Here is a 15,882-nt window from a genome sequence, read left to right as displayed (position 1 = left end):
CGTGAAGGGGACCCGATGGCTGCGACGGCGACGGACGCCGCACGGCTCGAAGCTGTCCATCCGGCCCGTGACCTGCCATTCGTTTGGCAAATCGAGGGCCGGACGGCGATAGTCGGCCGGTGACCTCCGCCGCCGATCCGCCCCGCCGTTCCCGCCGCCCCGCCTGGGCGGGCCGCAACTACAGCCTTCTGACCGCCTCGGCGTTCGTCACGAACCTCGGCAGTCACGGCGCGCTGATCGCCGCGGCGTTCGCGGTGCTGGAGGCCGGCGGCGACGGGGGCGACGTGGGGCTGGTGGCCGCCTCCCGCACGCTGCCCCTGGTGCTGTTCCTGCTGATCGGGGGCGCCGTCGCGGACCGGGTCCCGCGGCACCGGGTGATGGTCGCGGCCAACGCCCTCAACTGTCTCTCCCAAGCCGTGTTCGCCGCGCTCGTCCTCGCCGGCGAGGCCCAGCTGTGGCAGATGATGCTGCTGACCGCCCTCGGCGGTACCGGGCAGGCGTTCTTCAGCCCGGCGGCCGAGGGCATGCTGCTGTCGTCGGTGCGGGGCGAGCAGGCGAGCCGGGCGTTCGCCGTGTTCCGGATGGCCATGCAGGGGGCAGCGGTCGGCGGTGCCGCGCTCGGCGGTGCCATGGTGGCGGCGATCGGGCCCGGGTGGGTGCTGGCGGCGGACGCGGCGGCCTTCGCCGTCGCCGGATCCATGCGGGCGTTCCTCGACGTGAGTCACATTCCGCAGCGCGCGCCGGGCGGCGGCATGCTCGCCGATCTGCGGGACGGCTGGCGGGAGTTCGCCGGGCGGCCGTGGCTGTGGGCGGTCGTGGTCCAGTTCTCCATCGCGAACGCGGTCGTCGCCGCGGCCGACGCGGTCTACGGTCCGCTGGTCGCCCGCGACCACCTGGGCGGGGCGGGCCCATGGGGTCTGGCGCTGGGCTTCTTTGGCGCGGGCACGGTCGCCGGAGCCCTGCTCATGACCCGCTGGAAGCCACGCCGCCTGCTCCTCGCCGGCACTCTGTGCGTCTTCCCGCTCGCCCTCCCTTCCGCCGCGCTCGCGATTCCGGCGCCGATCAGCGTGCTGTGCACGGTGATGTGCCTGACCGGCGTGACGGTGGAGGTGTTCGGCGTCTCCTGGATGACGGCACTCCATCAGGAGATCCCGGAGGAAAAGCTGTCCCGGGTCGCCGCATACGACTGGTTCGGCTCGGTCGCCCTGGTCCCGCTGGCGACAGCCCTGGCCGGCCCCGCGGAGGCGGCGGTCGGGCGCACGTCCGCGCTGTGGGGTTGCGCCGCCCTGGTCGTGGTCGTCACAGCGGGGGCCCTGTGCGTACCGGACGTACGGAACCTACGGCGCCGTACCAAGCAGGTCACCGCGAGCGGCCACCTCGGCTCAGCCGATGCTGAAAGCCCCGTCCGGGGGCTCGGGTGAGGGTACGGCGTCCTCGTCCCGCACCGGGCGGGCCCCGCCGATGAAGTCCCGCAGCGCCGATCCGTGTTCGACCCTCGCAGGAAAGGCATCGGAGGCGGTCAGGCGGGCCAGGGGCGCCAGGTCGAGGGGCCGGTGCGCGGCCACGAGAACCGCGTTGCCGAACCGCCTGCCGCGCAGCACACCCGGCTCGGCGATCAGCGCCAGCTCCTCGAACACCGTGCCGTAGGTGGCGATCTGGGAGCGCAGGAAGGCGAAGGGTGCGGCATCGGCGAGGTTGGCCGCATAGACGCCGCTCCCCCGCAGGACCCGGTCGGCCTGACGGACGTACGCGAGCGACGTCAGGTGGGCCGGCACCCGTGACCCGCCGAAGACATCGGCGACGAGCACGTCGGCCGAGTCGTCCTCGGCCGCTTCCAGCCAGCCCCGGGCGTCCCCGGCGTGCAGCCGGATGCCGGCCCCGTCCGGAACCGGCAGATGCTCGGCGACCAGCTTCAGCAGCCCACGGTCGGCCTCGACCACGTCCTGCCGTGAGCCGGGCCTGGTGGCCGCCAGATACCGGGGCAGGGTGAAGGCCCCGCCCCCGAGATGGAACACGTCCAGCGGACGCCCCGCCTCGGCCACTATGTCCAGAACATGGCCGAGGCGGCGCGCGTACTCGAACTCCAGATGGGTGGGCTCGTCAAGATCGACGTACGACTGAGGAGCCCCGTCGACGGTGAGCAACCAAGCCCGCTTCCGATCGACGTCGGGCATCAGCTTGGCGGTGCCGTAGTCGACGGCGCGGGTGACGGGTATGGGATCGCTCACCTGCTCATTGTGCAGTCCCCCCGAGCCGGGCGACCCTCACACGACGGCAGTCACGGTCCCCGCCCCGACGGTCCGGCCACCCTCGCGGATGGCGAACCCGAGCCCCGGCTCCAACGGCACCTCGCGCCCCAGCTCGACGGTCATCGCAACCGTCTCCCCGGGCCGCGCGACACCCACCTCACCGAGGTCGATGTCACCCACCACATCCGCCGTACGGATGTAGAACTGCGGTCGATACCCGGTGACGACAGGCGTCGTACGCCCGCCCTCACGGGCCGAGAGCACGTACACCTGCGCCGAGAACCGGCGCCGCGGCACCACACTCCCCGGTGCCGCCACGACATGCCCCCGTCGCACCGCGTCCCGGGGAACCCCGCGCAGCAGCAGCGCCACGTTGTCCCCGGCCTGCGCCTCGTCCATCGGCTTGCCGAACGTCTCCAGGCCGGTGACCACGCTCTCCAGCCCGGCCCCGAGCACTTCGACCCGGTCGCCGACCCGCACCCTGCCCCGCTCCACGGCGCCGGTCACCACGGTCCCCCGACCGGTGATGGTGAGCACGTTCTCGACGGACAGCAGGAACGGAGCGTCCACGTACCGCTCCGGCATCGGAACGTACGTGTCCACCGCGTCGAGCAGCGCCTCGACGGACGCCGTCCACTTGGGGTCCCCCTCCAGGGCCTTCAGCCCCGACACCCGTACGACGGGCGCGGCGTCGCCGCCGTAGCCGTGCTCGGTGAGCAGGTCGCGGACCTCCAGCTCGACGAGGTCGATGAGCTCCTCGTCACCAGCGTCGGCCTTGTTGAGCGCGACCACGATGTGGTCGACGCCCACCTGCCGGGCGAGCAGCACGTGTTCGGCGGTCTGCGGCATGATCCCGTCGAGCGCGGAGACGACGAGGATCGCCCCGTCGAGCTGCGCGGCGCCGGTGACCATGTTCTTGACGTAGTCGGCGTGGCCGGGCATGTCGACGTGCGCATAGTGACGGGTGTCGGTCTCGTACTCGACGTGCGCGATGTTGATGGTGATGCCCCGCGCGGCCTCCTCCGGCGCCCGGTCGATGCGGTCGAACGGAACGAAGGCGGAGGACCCGCGCTCGGCGAGGACCTTGGTGATGGCGGCGGTCAACGTGGTCTTGCCGTGGTCGACATGACCCATCGTGCCGATGTTCAGATGCGGTTTGGTGCGCACGTATGCCGTCTTGGACATGGCTGTACCTCGAAGTCTCTGAAGTCTCTGCAAAGGTGATCTCGCGTACGAGCGCTCTCGTGCGAGATGGGGACCCCAAGGACCTGCCGACCCTCCCCCTGCGGGGTCCGCCGGACTTTCCGGAGAGGGTCAGCTTCGGGCGCCGTCGACGGCGGTCAGGAAGACCTGAACGGCAGCCTTCGTGGCATCCGCGACTGCGGATGCTGCGAGGACGAAGGCGTGCCGGAACATGAGGTCGATCATCGTCGACGCCGTGCCCGGCGTCGAATGGTTTTCCGCGGATGGGGAGTTCGAGGCCTTAGGCCCCGATGTTCTTCAGTGCCTCCCGCACCGACAGCGGCGCGAACCTCCCCCGCTCCCGCGCCAGGAACTCCCGTACGGCCTCGGGATCGGTCTTGGCGTACTCGCGCAGGCACCAGCCGATCGCCTTGCGGATGAAGAAGTCGGTGTGTCCGGACTGGCGCAGGCAGTAGGCGAAGAGGCGCCGGGTGTCGGTGTGGTCCTTGTAGCGCAGTTGGTGGAGGAGGGCGGTGCGGGCGACCCACAGGTCGTCGTCGACGATCCAGGCGTCCATGTCGGCGGTGAGCTTCGGGTCGGCCGCGACGAGCCCGCCGACGACGTGCGCGGCGAGTGCGTCGACGGTGTCCCACCAGGAGACGGTGGTGATGAGGTGCCGGGTCACCGGCAGGAAGCCGGAGGAGCAGCGCCCCACGTGCCGGCGCAGATAGTCGACGGCGAAGTAGTGGTACTCGCGCTCGGGCAGCTCCCAGCAGCGCAGGGCAATCGCGGTGCAGTCGGCCTCGTCGGGGCGTGGTGCGACGCCCTTGAGGACGGCGCGGGAGAGGGCGCGGCGCTCGGGGGTGGGGATGCCCAGGAACGGGGCGACGTCCTTCATGTACGCCCGGGCGCCGGCAGCGCGCACCGGGTCCGCTGCGGCGGCGTACGCGGCGGTGAGCCGCTCCAGGACGGTGTCGGCCAGACCACTGCGGGGAACTTCCGTTGTTCCCCCAGCTGTGACGCTCATGAGACGAACCATACGGCGATCACACATCTTTGTCGGTTAGTGTCGCCGGATGCTCGACGATGCCACCACCCGCTCTGGGGGCACCGCCAAGGCCTCTTCCCGGGCCGCCGCCACGGAGCTCGCAGTAGCCGCCCCCGCAGCCGTGACCGTTCCTGTCCCTGTCCCCGTGCCCGCGGGCTTCGCCGCGCGCTGCACGAGAACGCTGCTGTCGCCGTGGTCCCGGCTGTCCCTGCTCCTGGTCCTGCTCGCGGCGGCCGCTTCGTCCGTGCTGCTCTTCGAACCTCAGAAGCTGCTGGCGAACGGCTGGCCGCCCCACGTTGCGGGCCCGGCCGCGATGGTGTTGTTCGCCGTGGCGTACGGGCTGATCACGGTGGCCTTCGTGCCACGGCCGCTGCTGAACCTCGCGGCGGGCGCGCTCTTCGGCTCCGAGTGGGGCATCGGCGCGGCCATGGCGGGCACGGTCCTGGGGGCCGGGCTCGCCTTCGGGCTGGGCCGGTTGCTCGGCCAGGAGGCGCTGCGCCCGCTGCTGCGCGGCCGGTTGCTGAAGGCGGCGGACGGCCAGTTCAGCCGGCACGGCTTCCGTTCGATGCTGGCGGTGCGACTGTTCCCGGGTGTGCCGTTCTGGGCCGCGAACTACGCCGCCGCCGTCTCCCGCATGGGCTACGTGCCGTTCCTGCTCGCGACGGCCATCGGGTCGATCCCGAACGTCGCCGCGTACGTCGTCGCCGGCGCCCGTGCCTCCACGCCGACGTCGCCCGCCTTCCTGATCGCGCTCGCCTGTATCGCCCTGCCGGCGCTGGCCGGCGCGGTGGTGGCGTGGCGCAAGCGCCACCACCTCCGGGGCCGCTGAACCGTTTCGCCTGCTGCGAGGGCGGCTACACCGCCTCCAGGATCATCGCGTTGGCGAGGCCGCCCGCCTCGCACATCGTCTGCAGGGCGTAGCGGGCGCCGCGCTCGCGCATCGCGTGCACCAGGGTCGTCGTCAGTCGGGTGCCGCTGGCGCCGAGCGGGTGGCCGATCGCGATCGCGCCGCCGTGCACATTGACCTTGGCGAGATCGGCGCCGGTCTCCTGCCGCCAGGCGAGCACCACGCTGGAGAAGGCCTCGTTGACCTCGAACAGGTCGATGTCCCCGAGGGACAGGTTCGCCCGGCGGAGCACCTTCTCCGTCGCGGGTATCACCCCGGTGAGCATGAGGACGGGGTCGGAGCCGGTGACGGCGAAGCTGTGCAGCCGGGCCAGGGGGCGCAGGCCGAGCCGGGCGGCCGTCTCACTGGACGTGATGAGCACGGCGGAGGCACCGTCGTTGATGGGGCTCGCGTTGCCCGCGGTGACGTTCCACTCGATCTGCGGGAAGCGCTCGGCGAAGGTGGGGTCCTGGTAGGCGGGCTTGAGGCCGGCGAGGATCTCCGGGGTGCTGCCGGGTCGTACGCACTCGTCGCGCGAGACGCCGTCCAGGGGCGCGACCTCGGCGTCGAAGAGTCCCTTGTCCCAGGCCGCGGCGGCCTTGTGGTGCGAGGAGACGGCGAACGCGTCCATCTGCTCGCGCGTGATCGACCACTTGGCCGCGATCAGCTCGGCGCTGATGCCCTGCGGGACGAGGCCCTCGGGGTAGCGCTCGGCGATGCCGGGGCCGAAGGGGTCCTTGCCGGGCGGCACGTTCGACCACATCGGCACCCGGCTCATCGACTCGACCCCGCAGGCGACGACCATGTCGTACGCGCCCGCGATGACGCCCTGGGCGGCGAAGTGCACGGCCTGCTGGGAGGAGCCGCACTGACGGTCCACGGTGGTCGCCGGGACCGTCTCCGGGAAGCCTGCCGACAGGGCGGCGTAGCGGGTGGTGTTCATGGCCTGCTCGCCGACCTGGTCGACGGTGCCGCCGATGACGTCGTCGATCAGCGCCGGGTCGACGCCCGAGCGCTCGACAAGGGTGCGCAGGGTGTGGGCGAGGAGTTCGACGGGGTGGACGTGCGCCAGGGCGCCGTTCGGCTTGCCCTTGCCTATCGGGGTGCGTACGGCTTCGACGATGACTGCGTCACGCATGGTGCGGGCCTCCTTGGCCGCCGGGGTTCCCGTCGGCGCGATTACCGGTGAGTAGGAAAGTCCAACTCACCATAGCCTGGCGAGTTGGAAAATCAAACCCTCCAGGTTGGAAAGTCGAACCCTCCCCCTAAACTGAGCCGCATGGCCGCCACCAAAGACCCGCGCCCCTGTTCCATCGCCGATGCGCTGGCGCTGGTCGGCGAGAAGTACTCGCTGCTCGTCCTGCGCGAGGTGTGCCTGGGCAACGGCCGCTTCGACCAGCTCGTGCGCAACATCGGCGCCCCGCGCGACATCCTGGCCACCCGGCTGCGCCGCCTCGTCGACGCCGGCATCCTCACCAAGCGCGCCTACAGCGAGCGCCCGCAGCGGTTCGAGTACCGGCCCACGCCGGCGGGGCTGGAGCTGGAGCCCGTCCTGATGACCCTCATGGCGTGGGGCGACCGCCACCTCCGCACGGACGGCGACCGTCCCATGGTGATCGAGCACACCTGCGGCAACGAACTGGTCGCGGTCGTCACCTGCCGGGCCTGTGGCGGCGCGGTGCACCACCAGGACCTCACGGCGCACCCCCAGGCGCCCGGATGGACGGTGACGGGACCGACGGCAGCCTGAGGCCCGTCGCCGCGGCCGGAGCGAGGCCCCTGTGCCGGAGCCGACTTCGAGGGACGCTACGCTGCCCCTCGACACCCGCGATCACTGCGCCGCCACGCGGTGTCCCCCTTCATCCCTTGCCACCATCAGCACTTGGACTCCGTAACTTCATGTCTTGGTTTGAATCCCTCATCCTCGGACTCGTCCAGGGGCTGACCGAGTTCCTCCCCGTGTCCTCCAGCGCGCACCTGCGACTGACCGCGGCGTTCTCGGGATGGGACGACCCGGGTGCGGCCTTCACGGCGATCACGCAGATCGGCACGGAGATTGCCGTACTGATCTACTTCCGCAAGGACATCGGGCGGATCATCTCGGCGTGGCTGCGCTCGCTGACCAACAAGGAGATGCGGCAGGACCACGACGCCCAGATGGGCTGGCTGGTGATCGTCGGCTCGATCCCGATCGGCGTGCTGGGCCTGACGCTCAAGGACCAGATCGAGGGCCCCTTCCGCGACCTGCGCATCACGGCCACCATGCTGATCGTCGTCGGCATCATCATCGGCATCGCGGACCGGCTGGCGGCACGCGACGAGTCGGGTGGCCGGCACCGCGCCGCCAAGCAGCGCAAGGGACTTGAGGACCTGGGCGTGAAGGACGGCCTGATCTTCGGCCTGTGCCAGTCCGCGGCGCTCATCCCCGGAGTCTCCCGCTCCGGCGCCACCATCAGCGGCGGCCTCTTCATGGGCTACTCCCGCGAGTCCGCGGCCCGCTACTCCTTCCTCCTCGCGATCCCGGCCGTCCTCGCCTCCGGCCTGTTCGAGCTCAAGGACGCGATGGAGAGCGACCACGTGTCCTGGGGCCCGACGATCTTCGCGACGGTGATCGCCTTCGTGACCGGCTACGCCGTCATCGCCTGGTTCATGAAGTTCATCTCGACCAAGAGCTTCATGCCGTTCGTCTGGTACCGCATCGCGCTCGGCATCGTCATCATCGTCCTGGTGGCGACGGGCGTCCTGAGCCCGCACGCGGCGGAGTCGGCGGGCTGACGAGACGCCGCCCATGGCGCTCACGCAGCAGTTCGCCCGCGTCACCCCGGCCTACCTCGAACGTTGCCGCACCTTGGCACTCGACTCGCCGGGTGGAGCGCCCGGCTGGGGTCCCCCACCGACCGATCTCCTCGACACGGGCTGGGCGCTTTGGGGCCTCATCCGGTACTGCCGCGCGACGGGAACCGACGCGGACCTGATCGCACTGCTCGACCGGGCTGTCTCCGGGGACACCGGCGGGGACATCGGCTTCCTCGACCACGACGAGTTGTACGACGGCATCGACGGCCCGCCCCGCCTGCTCGCCCCTGCCGCAGTCGCGGAGATTGCCCGCGCCCTCCACGCCGTCGACCTGGACGCCCTCCTGGCCGACCTGCCGTCCCGCCCCGAGGACGCGGCGGCCGCGTGCGGGTTCGGCCGTGAATTCGCCGGTGACGTACGGGACTACCTCATCGCGCGCTTCACGGCGATGCGGGAGTTCTACGGCGGCGCGACGCGGCGTGGGCAGTGCATGGTCCTGTGGACCGACTGAGCGTCCGACCCGCTGACCTTGAGTCAGTGCGAACGCCCGCCGAAACGTCCGCCGCGAAATCCGTGACCAATCACATACGTTCTGCGTAGCCGTCCGGTAGCGCACTGTCAGTCCTTGCCCCTAGGCTTGGCCGCATGTCCCCCCATTCCTTAGGCCCTGGTTCCGTGCGGTCTGCTGCCGAGGTGAACGAGGAGATTCGCGCCCTGTGGCTGCGCGCGGGCGGCTCGCTGTCGGCCCAAGAGCGCGCGGAGTACGAGCTGTTGGTCGTCGAGTGGGCGGCCGCGATCCGCGGTGCGGTCATCGAGGCGGCTTGAAGCAGGACCCCCGGGGCGAGCAGCGCCGGTTGACGTTCGGCCGCGTCCAGGCGGCCAGGTGCGCCAGGACGCCCTCACCCAACGGGTACGGCCGCTCCTTCGGCAACGACTCGGCCGCGCGCACCAGTTCACCCGCCCGCACACGCGCGTGCGTCTCTCTGGCGAGCGGCGTCACATCCTCGATGCCGACGATCCACTCGTCCGCATACCGTGCCGTCGCCTCCCCGCCGAGCCCGAACTGCAGGGACCGGTACGGCAGGGGGTTGAGGCGCGGATCGCGTTCCGGACCCCACTGCACGCGCGCGGGTGCCGCCCTCAACTGCTGCCTCCAGGCGCCCCGGCCACCGTGCAGGGCAGGCACGCAGTGCGAAAGACACGCGTGACGCGGCGCCCACACGAAGCCCTCGCGGCTGATCCCGACGGCGAGGAAGGTCTCCTGACCCTCCTTGGTGGCCCAGCCGCAGCGGTACATCATCCACAGGAAGCGACGGCTTGATCCACGTCATGCGGTCGCGGTTCCAGGAGGACGGAAACCGCCCCCCAGGGCCGCGGCCCGACCGATCTCGGGTCGGTAGGCCTGATAGACGGTGACGGTGGACTCGGTGTGCTGCGCGCACACGGAACTTGGGTTCACGCCCGACGGACCGACCGTTCTGATCATTCACGGGAACAGCCTCGCCCCCGAGCACACCCACATCCACATCCACATCCACCGAATATCGCTGCACGCCCCCTTGGCTCCGTGCACCTCATGCCCAACACTGAGCCGATGACGCAGCGTGTGGAGCTCGCCACCCTGAGGGACCGGCTGGCAGTCGACGGAATGGTCACCGAGTACGCCGTGGCCGTGGACGACGGGGACTGGGAGGCGTACCGGAGTCTGTTCACCCCGGACGGACGCGCGGACTACCGGTCGGCCGGCGGCATCGAGGGGGACGCCGGGAGCGTCGCGACGTGGCTCGCGGAGAGCATGCAGCTGTTCTCGATGCGTCAGTACCTGATCGTCAACCGCAGGGTGCGCTTCGGAATCCTGGAACAGGACATCGGCGACACCGCCGGGGTGCAGGCCGACTACGTCAATCCGATGCGGTTCGCCGAGAACGGCGCCGGCTCCGCCGCCCCCGACTTCGTGTGCGGGGGCCGCTACGCCTTCGGGCTGCTGCGCACGGACGACGGCTGGCGGCTGCGCGAGGTGGTCGTGCAGGAGAAGTGGCGCCGTCTGCCCGACCGGACCGCACCGGCCGTGGCCACCTGACGTGATCACCGGGCCTGATCACCAGGCCTGGTCACGGGGCGTGATCACCTGAGCGGACGCCCACTGTCCCAGTGTCAGTGCCTGGCCTCACACTGGAAGGACGACGGGGTAGGAGGCGATACATGAAGACGATCAACCACTGGCTCGCCTCCCCGTGGCGGCGCTCGATCATCGCCGTCCTGGCCGGCGCACTGCCCGTGCTGGCCTTCCCCGAGCCGTCGTGGTGGTGGTTCGCGTACGTCGCCCTGGTCCCGTGGATCGCGCTGCTGCGCTCCGCCCCGACCGGGCGGCGGGCGCTGCACGACGGCTGGTGGGGCGGATTCGGCTTCATGCTGGCGATGCACCACTGGCTGCTGCCGAACCTGCATGTCTTCACGTTCGTCATCGCCGCCCTGCTGGGGGCGCTGTGGGCCCCCTGGGGCTGGCTGGTGCGCCGCTTCCTGGCCGCGCGGCCCTCCCCGGGGCGGGTCGCGGCGGCTCTCGTCGTGCTGCCGTCCGGCTGGCTGCTGATCGAGCTCGTCCGCTCCTGGCAGGGGCTCGGCGGGCCATGGGGCGTGCTGGGCTCCAGCCAGTGGGAGGTGGAGCCCGCGCTGCGGGTCGCCTCGGTGGGCGGCGTGTGGCTGATCAGCTTCCTGATCGTGGCCGTGAATGTCGCGGTCGCCGTGCTGGTGGTGCTGCGCAGGTGCCGGATCCCCGCGCTGGCCGGGCTGCTCGCCACGGCCGTCGCCGCCTCGGCCGCCTGGGTGTGGTCCCCGCGCCCGCACGTCGAGGACCGGGTCCGGATAGCCGTGGTGCAGCCGGGCGTCATCCCGGGCGCGGGCAAGACCGCCGACCGGCGTTTCGACCGGGAGGAGCAGCTCACCCGCGAGTTGGCCGGCCGGGGCGTCGACCTGGTCGTCTGGGGCGAGAGCAGCGTCGGCTACGACCTCGACGACCGGCCCGACTTCGCGCGCCGTCTCGCGGCACTGTCCCGCGAGACGGAGGCGAACATCCTGGTCAACGTGGACGCGCAGCGCTCCGACCGGCCCGGCATCTACAAGAGCTCGATCCTCGTCGGCCCGGACGGCCCGACCGGCGCCCGCTACGACAAGATGCGCCTGGTGCCCTTCGGTGAGTACATACCGCTGCGCTCGATGCTGGGCTGGGCCACGTCCGTCGGCAAGGCTGCCGCCGAGGACCGCCGACAGGGCACGGAGCAGGTCGTGATGGACGCCGGGCACGGGCTGCGCGTCGGTCCGATGGTCTGCTTCGAGTCCGCGTTCTCCGACATGAGCCGCAACCTCGTCGACAGCGGCGCCGAGGTACTGATCGCCCAGTCGGCGACCTCGACGTTTCAGCAGAGCTGGGCCCCGGAGCAGCACGCCTCCCTCGCCGCACTGCGCGCCGCGGAGACCGGCCGGCCGATGGTGCACGCGACGCTGACCGGCGTCTCCGCCGTCTACGGTCCCAGCGGACAGCGCATGGGGTCCTGGCTGGGGACGAGTGAGAGCACCAGCGCGGTCTTTGAGGTTCCGCTGGCCGGCGGTGTCACGCCGTACGTCCGCTTCGGCGACTGGCCGCTGCAGGCGGCAGTGCTGATCATGGCCGCCTGGGCCGCGACCGAGGGCGTTTCGACCCTGCGGCCCCGCTTCAGGCGCCCTGCTCCTGAACCGCGCGTACGACCCGCTCGCACAGCTCATGGGTCGCCAGCGCGTCCCGGGCGCTGAGCACCTTGCCCGTGCGCACGGCGTCGAGGAAGGCGAGCACCACCTGCTCGATGCCGCGCTGCCGTGCCACCGGCACCCAGTCGCCGCGCCGTCGCACGGTCGGCTGTCCCTTGTGGTCGACGACCTCGGCGAGGTTGAGGACCTGACGCTTGGTGTCCTGCCCGGACACCTCGAGGATCTCCTCGGCCGACCCGCTGAGCCGGTTCATCACGCCGAGCGCGGTGAAGCCGTCCCCGGCTAGCTGCAGCACGACATGGTGCAGCAGCCCGCCCTCGACGCGGGCACGCACGGTCACGTCGTCGACCGGGCCTGGCGCCAGGAAGCGGAGTGTGTCCACGACGTGGATGAAGTCGTCCAGGATCATCGAGCGCGGCTCTTCCGGCAGCCCGATCCGGTTCTTCTGCATCAGGATCAGCTCGCGCGGATGGTCGGCGCACTGCGCGTATCCGGGGGCGTAGCGCCGGTTGAAGCCGACGGCGAGGCTCACGTTCCGCTGCTCGGCGAGCGCCACCAGCCGCTCGGAGTCGGCGAGTTGATAGGCGAGCGGCTTGTCGACGTAGGTCGGCACGCCCGCCTCCAGCAGCCGGGTCACGATCTCCGGGTGTACGACGGTCGGCGCGTGCACGAAGGCGGCGTCGAGGCCCTGGGCGAGGAGCGAGTCGAGGTCCGAGTGCCGCCGCTCCGCCGGCAGATGGAGGCCGTCGGCGACCCGGGCGAGCGTCGCGGGCGTACGGGTCTGCAGATGCAGTTCGACCCCGGGCTGCACACCCAGCACCGGCAGGTAGGCCTTCTGCGCGATGTCACCGAGTCCGATGCAGCCGACCTTCACTGGGTGTTCTCCTCAACTGCTTGCCTGCCGGGGTCTGCCTGGAAGCATACGGCTGCTGCGGCGGCCCCCAGTCGGCGATCGCCTCGAAGCTGCGCAGGAACAGCGCGGGCGCGACCTTGGACAGGCCGGCGAGCGTGGTGTTCCGTACGGCGATCCCGGGGCGGTTCGTCATCAGGTTCAGGCGGGCGACCTTGACGGCCTGGCGGGCCAGGGCGGTCGTACGCGGAAGGCGGGCTGCCGAGTAGGCCGGGAGGTCCGCGCAGTGGTGGGCGAGGACCACGGCGTCCTCGATGGCCTGGTTGCCGCCCTGCCCGAGCATCGGCGGCATGGCGTGCGCGGCGTCCCCGACCAGGGCGACCCGCCCGCGGTGGTAGGCGGGCAGCGGCTCTGCGATGTGGTGGACGTCGTGACGCAGGACGTCCTCGGGGCGGGCGGCGGCGAGGATCGCGGGGATCGGGTCGTGCCAGTCGCCGTAGCGGCGGAGCAGTTCGGCCTTCTCGTCGTCGGGAGCGCGCTCCGAGGCGGGCGTGATCGCGGCGGCGTAGGCGTAGACCCGGCCGTCCTTGAGCGGATGCGAGCCCCAGATGCGGCCCCGGCCCCAGGTCTCGTGCGAGGCGAACTGCGCGCCGGGCACCGGGACCACGACCCGCCACGTGGTGAAACCGGAGTACACGGTGCCGGGATGGTCCGCGAAGAGCACCGGGCGGACGGCGGACCGGATGCCGTCGGCGGCCACCACGAGGTCGGCGTCCATCTCGTCGTCCGGGGTCGCCACGCGCGCCGGACGACCGGCATCGCCGGGGTCGGTGACGGTCGCGGCGACCCCGGTGCGGACGGTCCCGGACGGGAGCAGCGCGGCGAGGCTGTTGATGAGGGTGGCTCGGTGAAGGAGGACGAGGGGGCCGCCGAAGCGTGCGGCCACGGCGTCGGCGTCGGTGCGGGAGAGCCAGCGTCCCGACGGTGTCCGCACTCCCCCGTCGCCCTGCCATGCGGCCAGGTCGCGGATCTCGTCGCCGAGCCCGATGACGTCCAGCGCGCGCAGGGAGTTGGGGGCGAGAGAGATGGCTGCGCCGACCGGCTCCAGGGACGGCGCCCGCTCCAGAACGGTGACGTCCCACCCGCTCCGGTGCAGCGCGGCGGCCGCGGTCAGGCCTCCGATGCCGCCGCCGATCACGACGGCCCGCTTGGACTGTGCCATGGCTCCTCCTGCTGCGACTACAGGTGTAGTGCTCCGGTGCGTCGACTGTACTACAGATGTAGTAACGCGCACTACAGACGTAGTGCAGGAGGTAGGTTGATCTCCATGTCCGTACACACGCCGGGTACCTCGCGCCCCGACCTCATCGCCGACACAGCCCTTGCGCTGCTCGCCGAGCGAGGGATGCGCGGGTTGACGCACCGGGCGGTCGACGAGACGGCCGCGCTCCCCCAGGGCTCGACGTCCAATCTGGCGCGCACCCGACAGGCCCTGCTGGAACTTGCGCTGCGGCGCCTCGCCGACCGCGAGGCGCGGGTCCTGGCGCTGGAGGAGATGCCCGACCCGCGGGGCGGTCTCGACTCGCTGGCCGACGGCCTGGCCCTGGCGACACACCGGGCCCTGACCCGCCACCGCGAACTGACGCTGGCCCGCTACGAACTGGCCCTGGAAGCCACGCGCCGCCCCGAGCTGCGCGCCTACTTCGACGCGACCGGCGCCCGCTTCCGCGACCAGCTCACCGTCCTGATGACCGCAATGGGGTCGACGGACCCGGACCGGCACGTGCTGTCACTGGTCGCCTGGGCGGACGGACTGATGTTCAGCTGCATCGCCGGGTCCTTCGGCTCGGAGGCGCCGAGCCTGGACGAAGTGCGGACGGGTCTGCGCGAGCTGCTCGACGGGATGTTCGGCCGGTGAGCCCCGCGACAGCGAAAACTCCTGTTCAAACGCCCCGAGTTGGGCCACGATGCGGGCATGACCATCGAACGCCATGAGCCCGACACCACCGCCGACGAGCGCTCCATGCTGGAGGGCTGGCTGGACTACCACCGGCAGACCCTCGCCTGGAAGTGCGAAGGCCTGACCGACGCCCAGCTCAGGACGGCCTCCGTGGAGCCGTCCGAGCTGACCCTGATGGGTCTGGTGCGGCACATGGCGGAGGTCGAGCGGTTCTGGTTCCACGAGATCCTCCTGGACGACGACCTCGGGGTGCTCTATTGCAGCGAGGAGGACCCGGATGGCGACTTCCACTTCACCGAGGCCGACACCTGGGACGAGGCGCGCGCGACTTGGCGGAGCGAGATCGACAACGCCCGTCGCAACGCGGCCGGCTTCGGTCTGGACGACCTCGCCAAGGGCCGGAGCCGCAGGGGTGAGCCCTTCAATCTGCGCTGGATCATCACCCACATGATCGAGGAGTACGCCCGTCACAACGGCCACGCCGACCTGCTCCGCGAGCGCGCCGACGGTGCCACCGGCGACTGACGTCAGCCGCGGCAAGAGCGCGCCGCCCTAACGGGGTCAGAGATCACCCGTAGGGAGCAAGGTTCACCCATCCGCTGTCCCGACGGCCGCCGAACCCAGCAGAGTTGCGCGGGTGCATCGAACGACGACCACCGCAACGCTCCTGGTCACCGTGGCCGTCTCGGCCCTCTCCGGCTGTACGACGGTCCAGCGACCGCCGACGTCCGACGCGCCGTCCCAGCCGGCGGCCCCGCGGCCGAGCGGGCACAGGGACCCCGAGATCGTGCAGGCACCGGCCCGCGAGGCCCTGGCGTTCATCGGCCCGTCCCGCCGACCGACCCCCACATCGTCCGCCGCACACTCGACGCGCCCCGGCTCCCCGCCCCCGGCCCACACACCACCGGCACCTGACGCGCACCCTCACCGCCGTCCCGAGCACCAGGAGCCCCACCGCCCGGCCCCCAGGGTCCCGAAGGCGCCGCCGGCCAGCATCCCCGACATGCGGGATTCGCCCCGCCCCGAGGTCCCGAAGAACACGAACGTATGCGCGCTGGGCAAGCAGTACGGCGGCTGGCGGGCCGACAGCCCGGAGTCGAGGATCTGCGAGCAGACATACGGCCATTGAGCGGCGGGTGAGCGGAGGCGGGTGAGCGGACATCCGCCGCC

General features: G+C 71.4%; 17 protein-coding genes and 1 pseudogene. 11 read left to right on the top strand and 7 right to left on the bottom strand.

Features of this window, described 5'->3' with window-relative positions; translation table 11 throughout:
• Positions 1-119: 119 nt before the first annotated feature.
• Complete coding sequence (locus ACZ7L5_RS33725) at positions 120-1,421, top strand: MFS transporter (RefSeq protein WP_471521651.1); 1,302 nt, start codon at positions 120-122, stop codon at positions 1,419-1,421.
• Here the strand turns inward: ACZ7L5_RS33725 and ACZ7L5_RS33720 are convergent.
• The 3 genes from ACZ7L5_RS33720 to ACZ7L5_RS33710 all read right to left on the bottom strand — a co-directional run bounded on the left by ACZ7L5_RS33720 (position 1,383) and on the right by ACZ7L5_RS33710 (position 4,458).
• Positions 1,383-2,228 carry a spermidine synthase gene (locus tag ACZ7L5_RS33720; RefSeq protein ID WP_471521649.1) on the bottom strand — a complete coding sequence of 282 codons (846 nt, stop codon included), beginning with the start codon at positions 2,226-2,228 and terminating at the stop codon, positions 1,383-1,385. The genes ACZ7L5_RS33725 and ACZ7L5_RS33720 overlap by 39 nt on opposite strands.
• A gap of 36 nt (positions 2,229-2,264) precedes the next feature.
• Positions 2,265-3,434, bottom strand: a complete 1,170-nt coding sequence (gene tuf, locus ACZ7L5_RS33715; protein WP_363036812.1) for an elongation factor Tu — start codon at positions 3,432-3,434, stop codon at positions 2,265-2,267.
• 298 nt (positions 3,435-3,732) lie between these two features.
• Complete coding sequence (locus ACZ7L5_RS33710) at positions 3,733-4,458, bottom strand: DNA alkylation repair protein (RefSeq protein ID WP_471521648.1); 726 nt, start codon at positions 4,456-4,458, stop codon at positions 3,733-3,735.
• 49 nt (positions 4,459-4,507) lie between these two features.
• Between ACZ7L5_RS33710 and ACZ7L5_RS33705 the strand changes: the two genes are divergently transcribed.
• Positions 4,508-5,308: a TVP38/TMEM64 family protein gene (locus tag ACZ7L5_RS33705; RefSeq protein ID WP_471521646.1), complete on the top strand. Its 801-nt coding sequence runs from the start codon at positions 4,508-4,510 to the stop codon at positions 5,306-5,308.
• Positions 5,309-5,333: 25 nt separating this feature from the next.
• Here the strand turns inward: ACZ7L5_RS33705 and ACZ7L5_RS33700 are convergent, their stop codons facing one another.
• Positions 5,334-6,503 carry a thiolase family protein gene (locus ACZ7L5_RS33700; RefSeq protein ID WP_383233849.1) on the bottom strand — a complete coding sequence of 390 codons (1,170 nt, stop codon included), beginning with the start codon at positions 6,501-6,503 and terminating at the stop codon, positions 5,334-5,336.
• 141 nt (positions 6,504-6,644) lie between these two features.
• Between ACZ7L5_RS33700 and ACZ7L5_RS33695 the strand changes: the two genes are divergently transcribed.
• The 4 genes from ACZ7L5_RS33695 to ACZ7L5_RS33680 all read left to right on the top strand — a co-directional run bounded on the left by ACZ7L5_RS33695 (position 6,645) and on the right by ACZ7L5_RS33680 (position 8,986).
• A complete protein-coding gene (locus tag ACZ7L5_RS33695) occupies positions 6,645-7,115 on the top strand; it encodes a winged helix-turn-helix transcriptional regulator (RefSeq protein WP_362378810.1) in 471 nt (156 codons plus the stop codon).
• Positions 7,116-7,264: 149 nt separating this feature from the next.
• Positions 7,265-8,140 carry an undecaprenyl-diphosphate phosphatase gene (locus ACZ7L5_RS33690; protein ID WP_471521643.1) on the top strand — a complete coding sequence of 292 codons (876 nt, stop codon included), beginning with the start codon at positions 7,265-7,267 and terminating at the stop codon, positions 8,138-8,140.
• 13 nt (positions 8,141-8,153) lie between these two features.
• Entirely contained in the window at positions 8,154-8,672 is a 519-nt protein-coding gene (locus ACZ7L5_RS33685; RefSeq protein WP_471521641.1) for a DUF1877 family protein, read from the top strand.
• Positions 8,673-8,806: 134 nt separating this feature from the next.
• Positions 8,807-8,986: a hypothetical protein gene (locus ACZ7L5_RS33680; RefSeq protein WP_328883049.1), complete on the top strand. Its 180-nt coding sequence runs from the start codon at positions 8,807-8,809 to the stop codon at positions 8,984-8,986.
• On the opposite strand, the pseudogene ACZ7L5_RS33675 reads toward ACZ7L5_RS33680, so the two are convergent.
• Positions 8,970-9,651, bottom strand: a pseudogene (locus tag ACZ7L5_RS33675) (DUF4291 domain-containing protein). The gene ACZ7L5_RS33680 and the pseudogene ACZ7L5_RS33675 sit on opposite strands and share 17 nt — an antisense overlap.
• Before the next feature lie 104 nt (positions 9,652-9,755).
• Between ACZ7L5_RS33675 and ACZ7L5_RS33670 the strand changes: the two are divergent.
• Together ACZ7L5_RS33670 and lnt are read left to right on the top strand one after the other, a co-directional pair.
• Positions 9,756-10,241 carry a nuclear transport factor 2 family protein gene (locus ACZ7L5_RS33670; RefSeq protein ID WP_471521639.1) on the top strand — a complete coding sequence of 162 codons (486 nt, stop codon included), beginning with the start codon at positions 9,756-9,758 and terminating at the stop codon, positions 10,239-10,241.
• Positions 10,242-10,363: 122 nt separating this feature from the next.
• Positions 10,364-11,947 carry an apolipoprotein N-acyltransferase gene (gene lnt, locus ACZ7L5_RS33665; protein ID WP_471521637.1) on the top strand — a complete coding sequence of 528 codons (1,584 nt, stop codon included), beginning with the start codon at positions 10,364-10,366 and terminating at the stop codon, positions 11,945-11,947.
• Here lnt and ACZ7L5_RS33660 read toward each other — a convergent pair.
• Positions 11,871-12,776, bottom strand: coding sequence for a Gfo/Idh/MocA family protein (locus tag ACZ7L5_RS33660; protein ID WP_471521635.1), 906 nt, complete (start codon positions 12,774-12,776; stop codon positions 11,871-11,873). The two genes, lnt and ACZ7L5_RS33660, sit on opposite strands and share 77 nt — an antisense overlap.
• Positions 12,748-13,974: an FAD-dependent monooxygenase gene (locus tag ACZ7L5_RS33655; RefSeq protein WP_471521633.1), complete on the bottom strand. Its 1,227-nt coding sequence runs from the start codon at positions 13,972-13,974 to the stop codon at positions 12,748-12,750. The genes ACZ7L5_RS33660 and ACZ7L5_RS33655 overlap by 29 nt, the downstream gene beginning before the upstream one ends.
• A 105-nt stretch (positions 13,975-14,079) precedes the next feature.
• On the opposite strand from ACZ7L5_RS33655, the gene ACZ7L5_RS33650 reads away from it, so the two are divergent.
• The 3 genes from ACZ7L5_RS33650 to ACZ7L5_RS33640 all read left to right on the top strand — a co-directional run bounded on the left by ACZ7L5_RS33650 (position 14,080) and on the right by ACZ7L5_RS33640 (position 15,841).
• A complete protein-coding gene (locus ACZ7L5_RS33650) occupies positions 14,080-14,670 on the top strand; it encodes a TetR/AcrR family transcriptional regulator (RefSeq protein WP_365054530.1) in 591 nt (196 codons plus the stop codon).
• 57 nt (positions 14,671-14,727) lie between these two features.
• Positions 14,728-15,237 (top strand): DinB family protein, encoded by a 510-nt coding sequence (locus ACZ7L5_RS33645; protein WP_365054527.1) that lies wholly within the window; start codon positions 14,728-14,730, stop codon positions 15,235-15,237.
• A gap of 112 nt (positions 15,238-15,349) precedes the next feature.
• Positions 15,350-15,841 (top strand): hypothetical protein, encoded by a 492-nt coding sequence (locus ACZ7L5_RS33640; RefSeq protein WP_471521630.1) that lies wholly within the window; start codon positions 15,350-15,352, stop codon positions 15,839-15,841.
• Positions 15,842-15,882 lie beyond the last annotated feature (41 nt).

This window comes from Streptomyces sp. NPDC107528 (assembly GCF_055639295.1).
Note: the sequence above shows the minus strand (reverse complement) of the source record. Positions and strands in the feature narration are given on the sequence as shown.

What these genes read in the sequence shown, in the direction of transcription:
- tuf (WP_363036812.1), bottom strand. Translation starts at nt 3,434, where the DNA reads ATGTCCAAGACGGCATACGTGCGCACCAAACCGCATCTGAACATCGGC.
- ACZ7L5_RS33710 (WP_471521648.1), bottom strand. Translation starts at nt 4,458, where the DNA reads ATGAGCGTCACAGCTGGGGGAACAACGGAAGTTCCCCGCAGTGGTCTG.
- ACZ7L5_RS33705 (WP_471521646.1), top strand. Translation starts at nt 4,508, where the DNA reads ATGCTCGACGATGCCACCACCCGCTCTGGGGGCACCGCCAAGGCCTCT.
- ACZ7L5_RS33700 (WP_383233849.1), bottom strand. Translation starts at nt 6,503, where the DNA reads ATGCGTGACGCAGTCATCGTCGAAGCCGTACGCACCCCGATAGGCAAG.
- ACZ7L5_RS33695 (WP_362378810.1), top strand. Translation starts at nt 6,645, where the DNA reads ATGGCCGCCACCAAAGACCCGCGCCCCTGTTCCATCGCCGATGCGCTG.
- ACZ7L5_RS33690 (WP_471521643.1), top strand. Translation starts at nt 7,265, where the DNA reads ATGTCTTGGTTTGAATCCCTCATCCTCGGACTCGTCCAGGGGCTGACC.
- ACZ7L5_RS33685 (WP_471521641.1), top strand. Translation starts at nt 8,154, where the DNA reads ATGGCGCTCACGCAGCAGTTCGCCCGCGTCACCCCGGCCTACCTCGAA.
- ACZ7L5_RS33680 (WP_328883049.1), top strand. Translation starts at nt 8,807, where the DNA reads ATGTCCCCCCATTCCTTAGGCCCTGGTTCCGTGCGGTCTGCTGCCGAG.
- ACZ7L5_RS33670 (WP_471521639.1), top strand. Translation starts at nt 9,756, where the DNA reads ATGACGCAGCGTGTGGAGCTCGCCACCCTGAGGGACCGGCTGGCAGTC.
- lnt (WP_471521637.1), top strand. Translation starts at nt 10,364, where the DNA reads ATGAAGACGATCAACCACTGGCTCGCCTCCCCGTGGCGGCGCTCGATC.
- ACZ7L5_RS33655 (WP_471521633.1), bottom strand. Translation starts at nt 13,974, where the DNA reads ATGGCACAGTCCAAGCGGGCCGTCGTGATCGGCGGCGGCATCGGAGGC.
- ACZ7L5_RS33650 (WP_365054530.1), top strand. Translation starts at nt 14,080, where the DNA reads ATGTCCGTACACACGCCGGGTACCTCGCGCCCCGACCTCATCGCCGAC.
- ACZ7L5_RS33645 (WP_365054527.1), top strand. Translation starts at nt 14,728, where the DNA reads ATGACCATCGAACGCCATGAGCCCGACACCACCGCCGACGAGCGCTCC.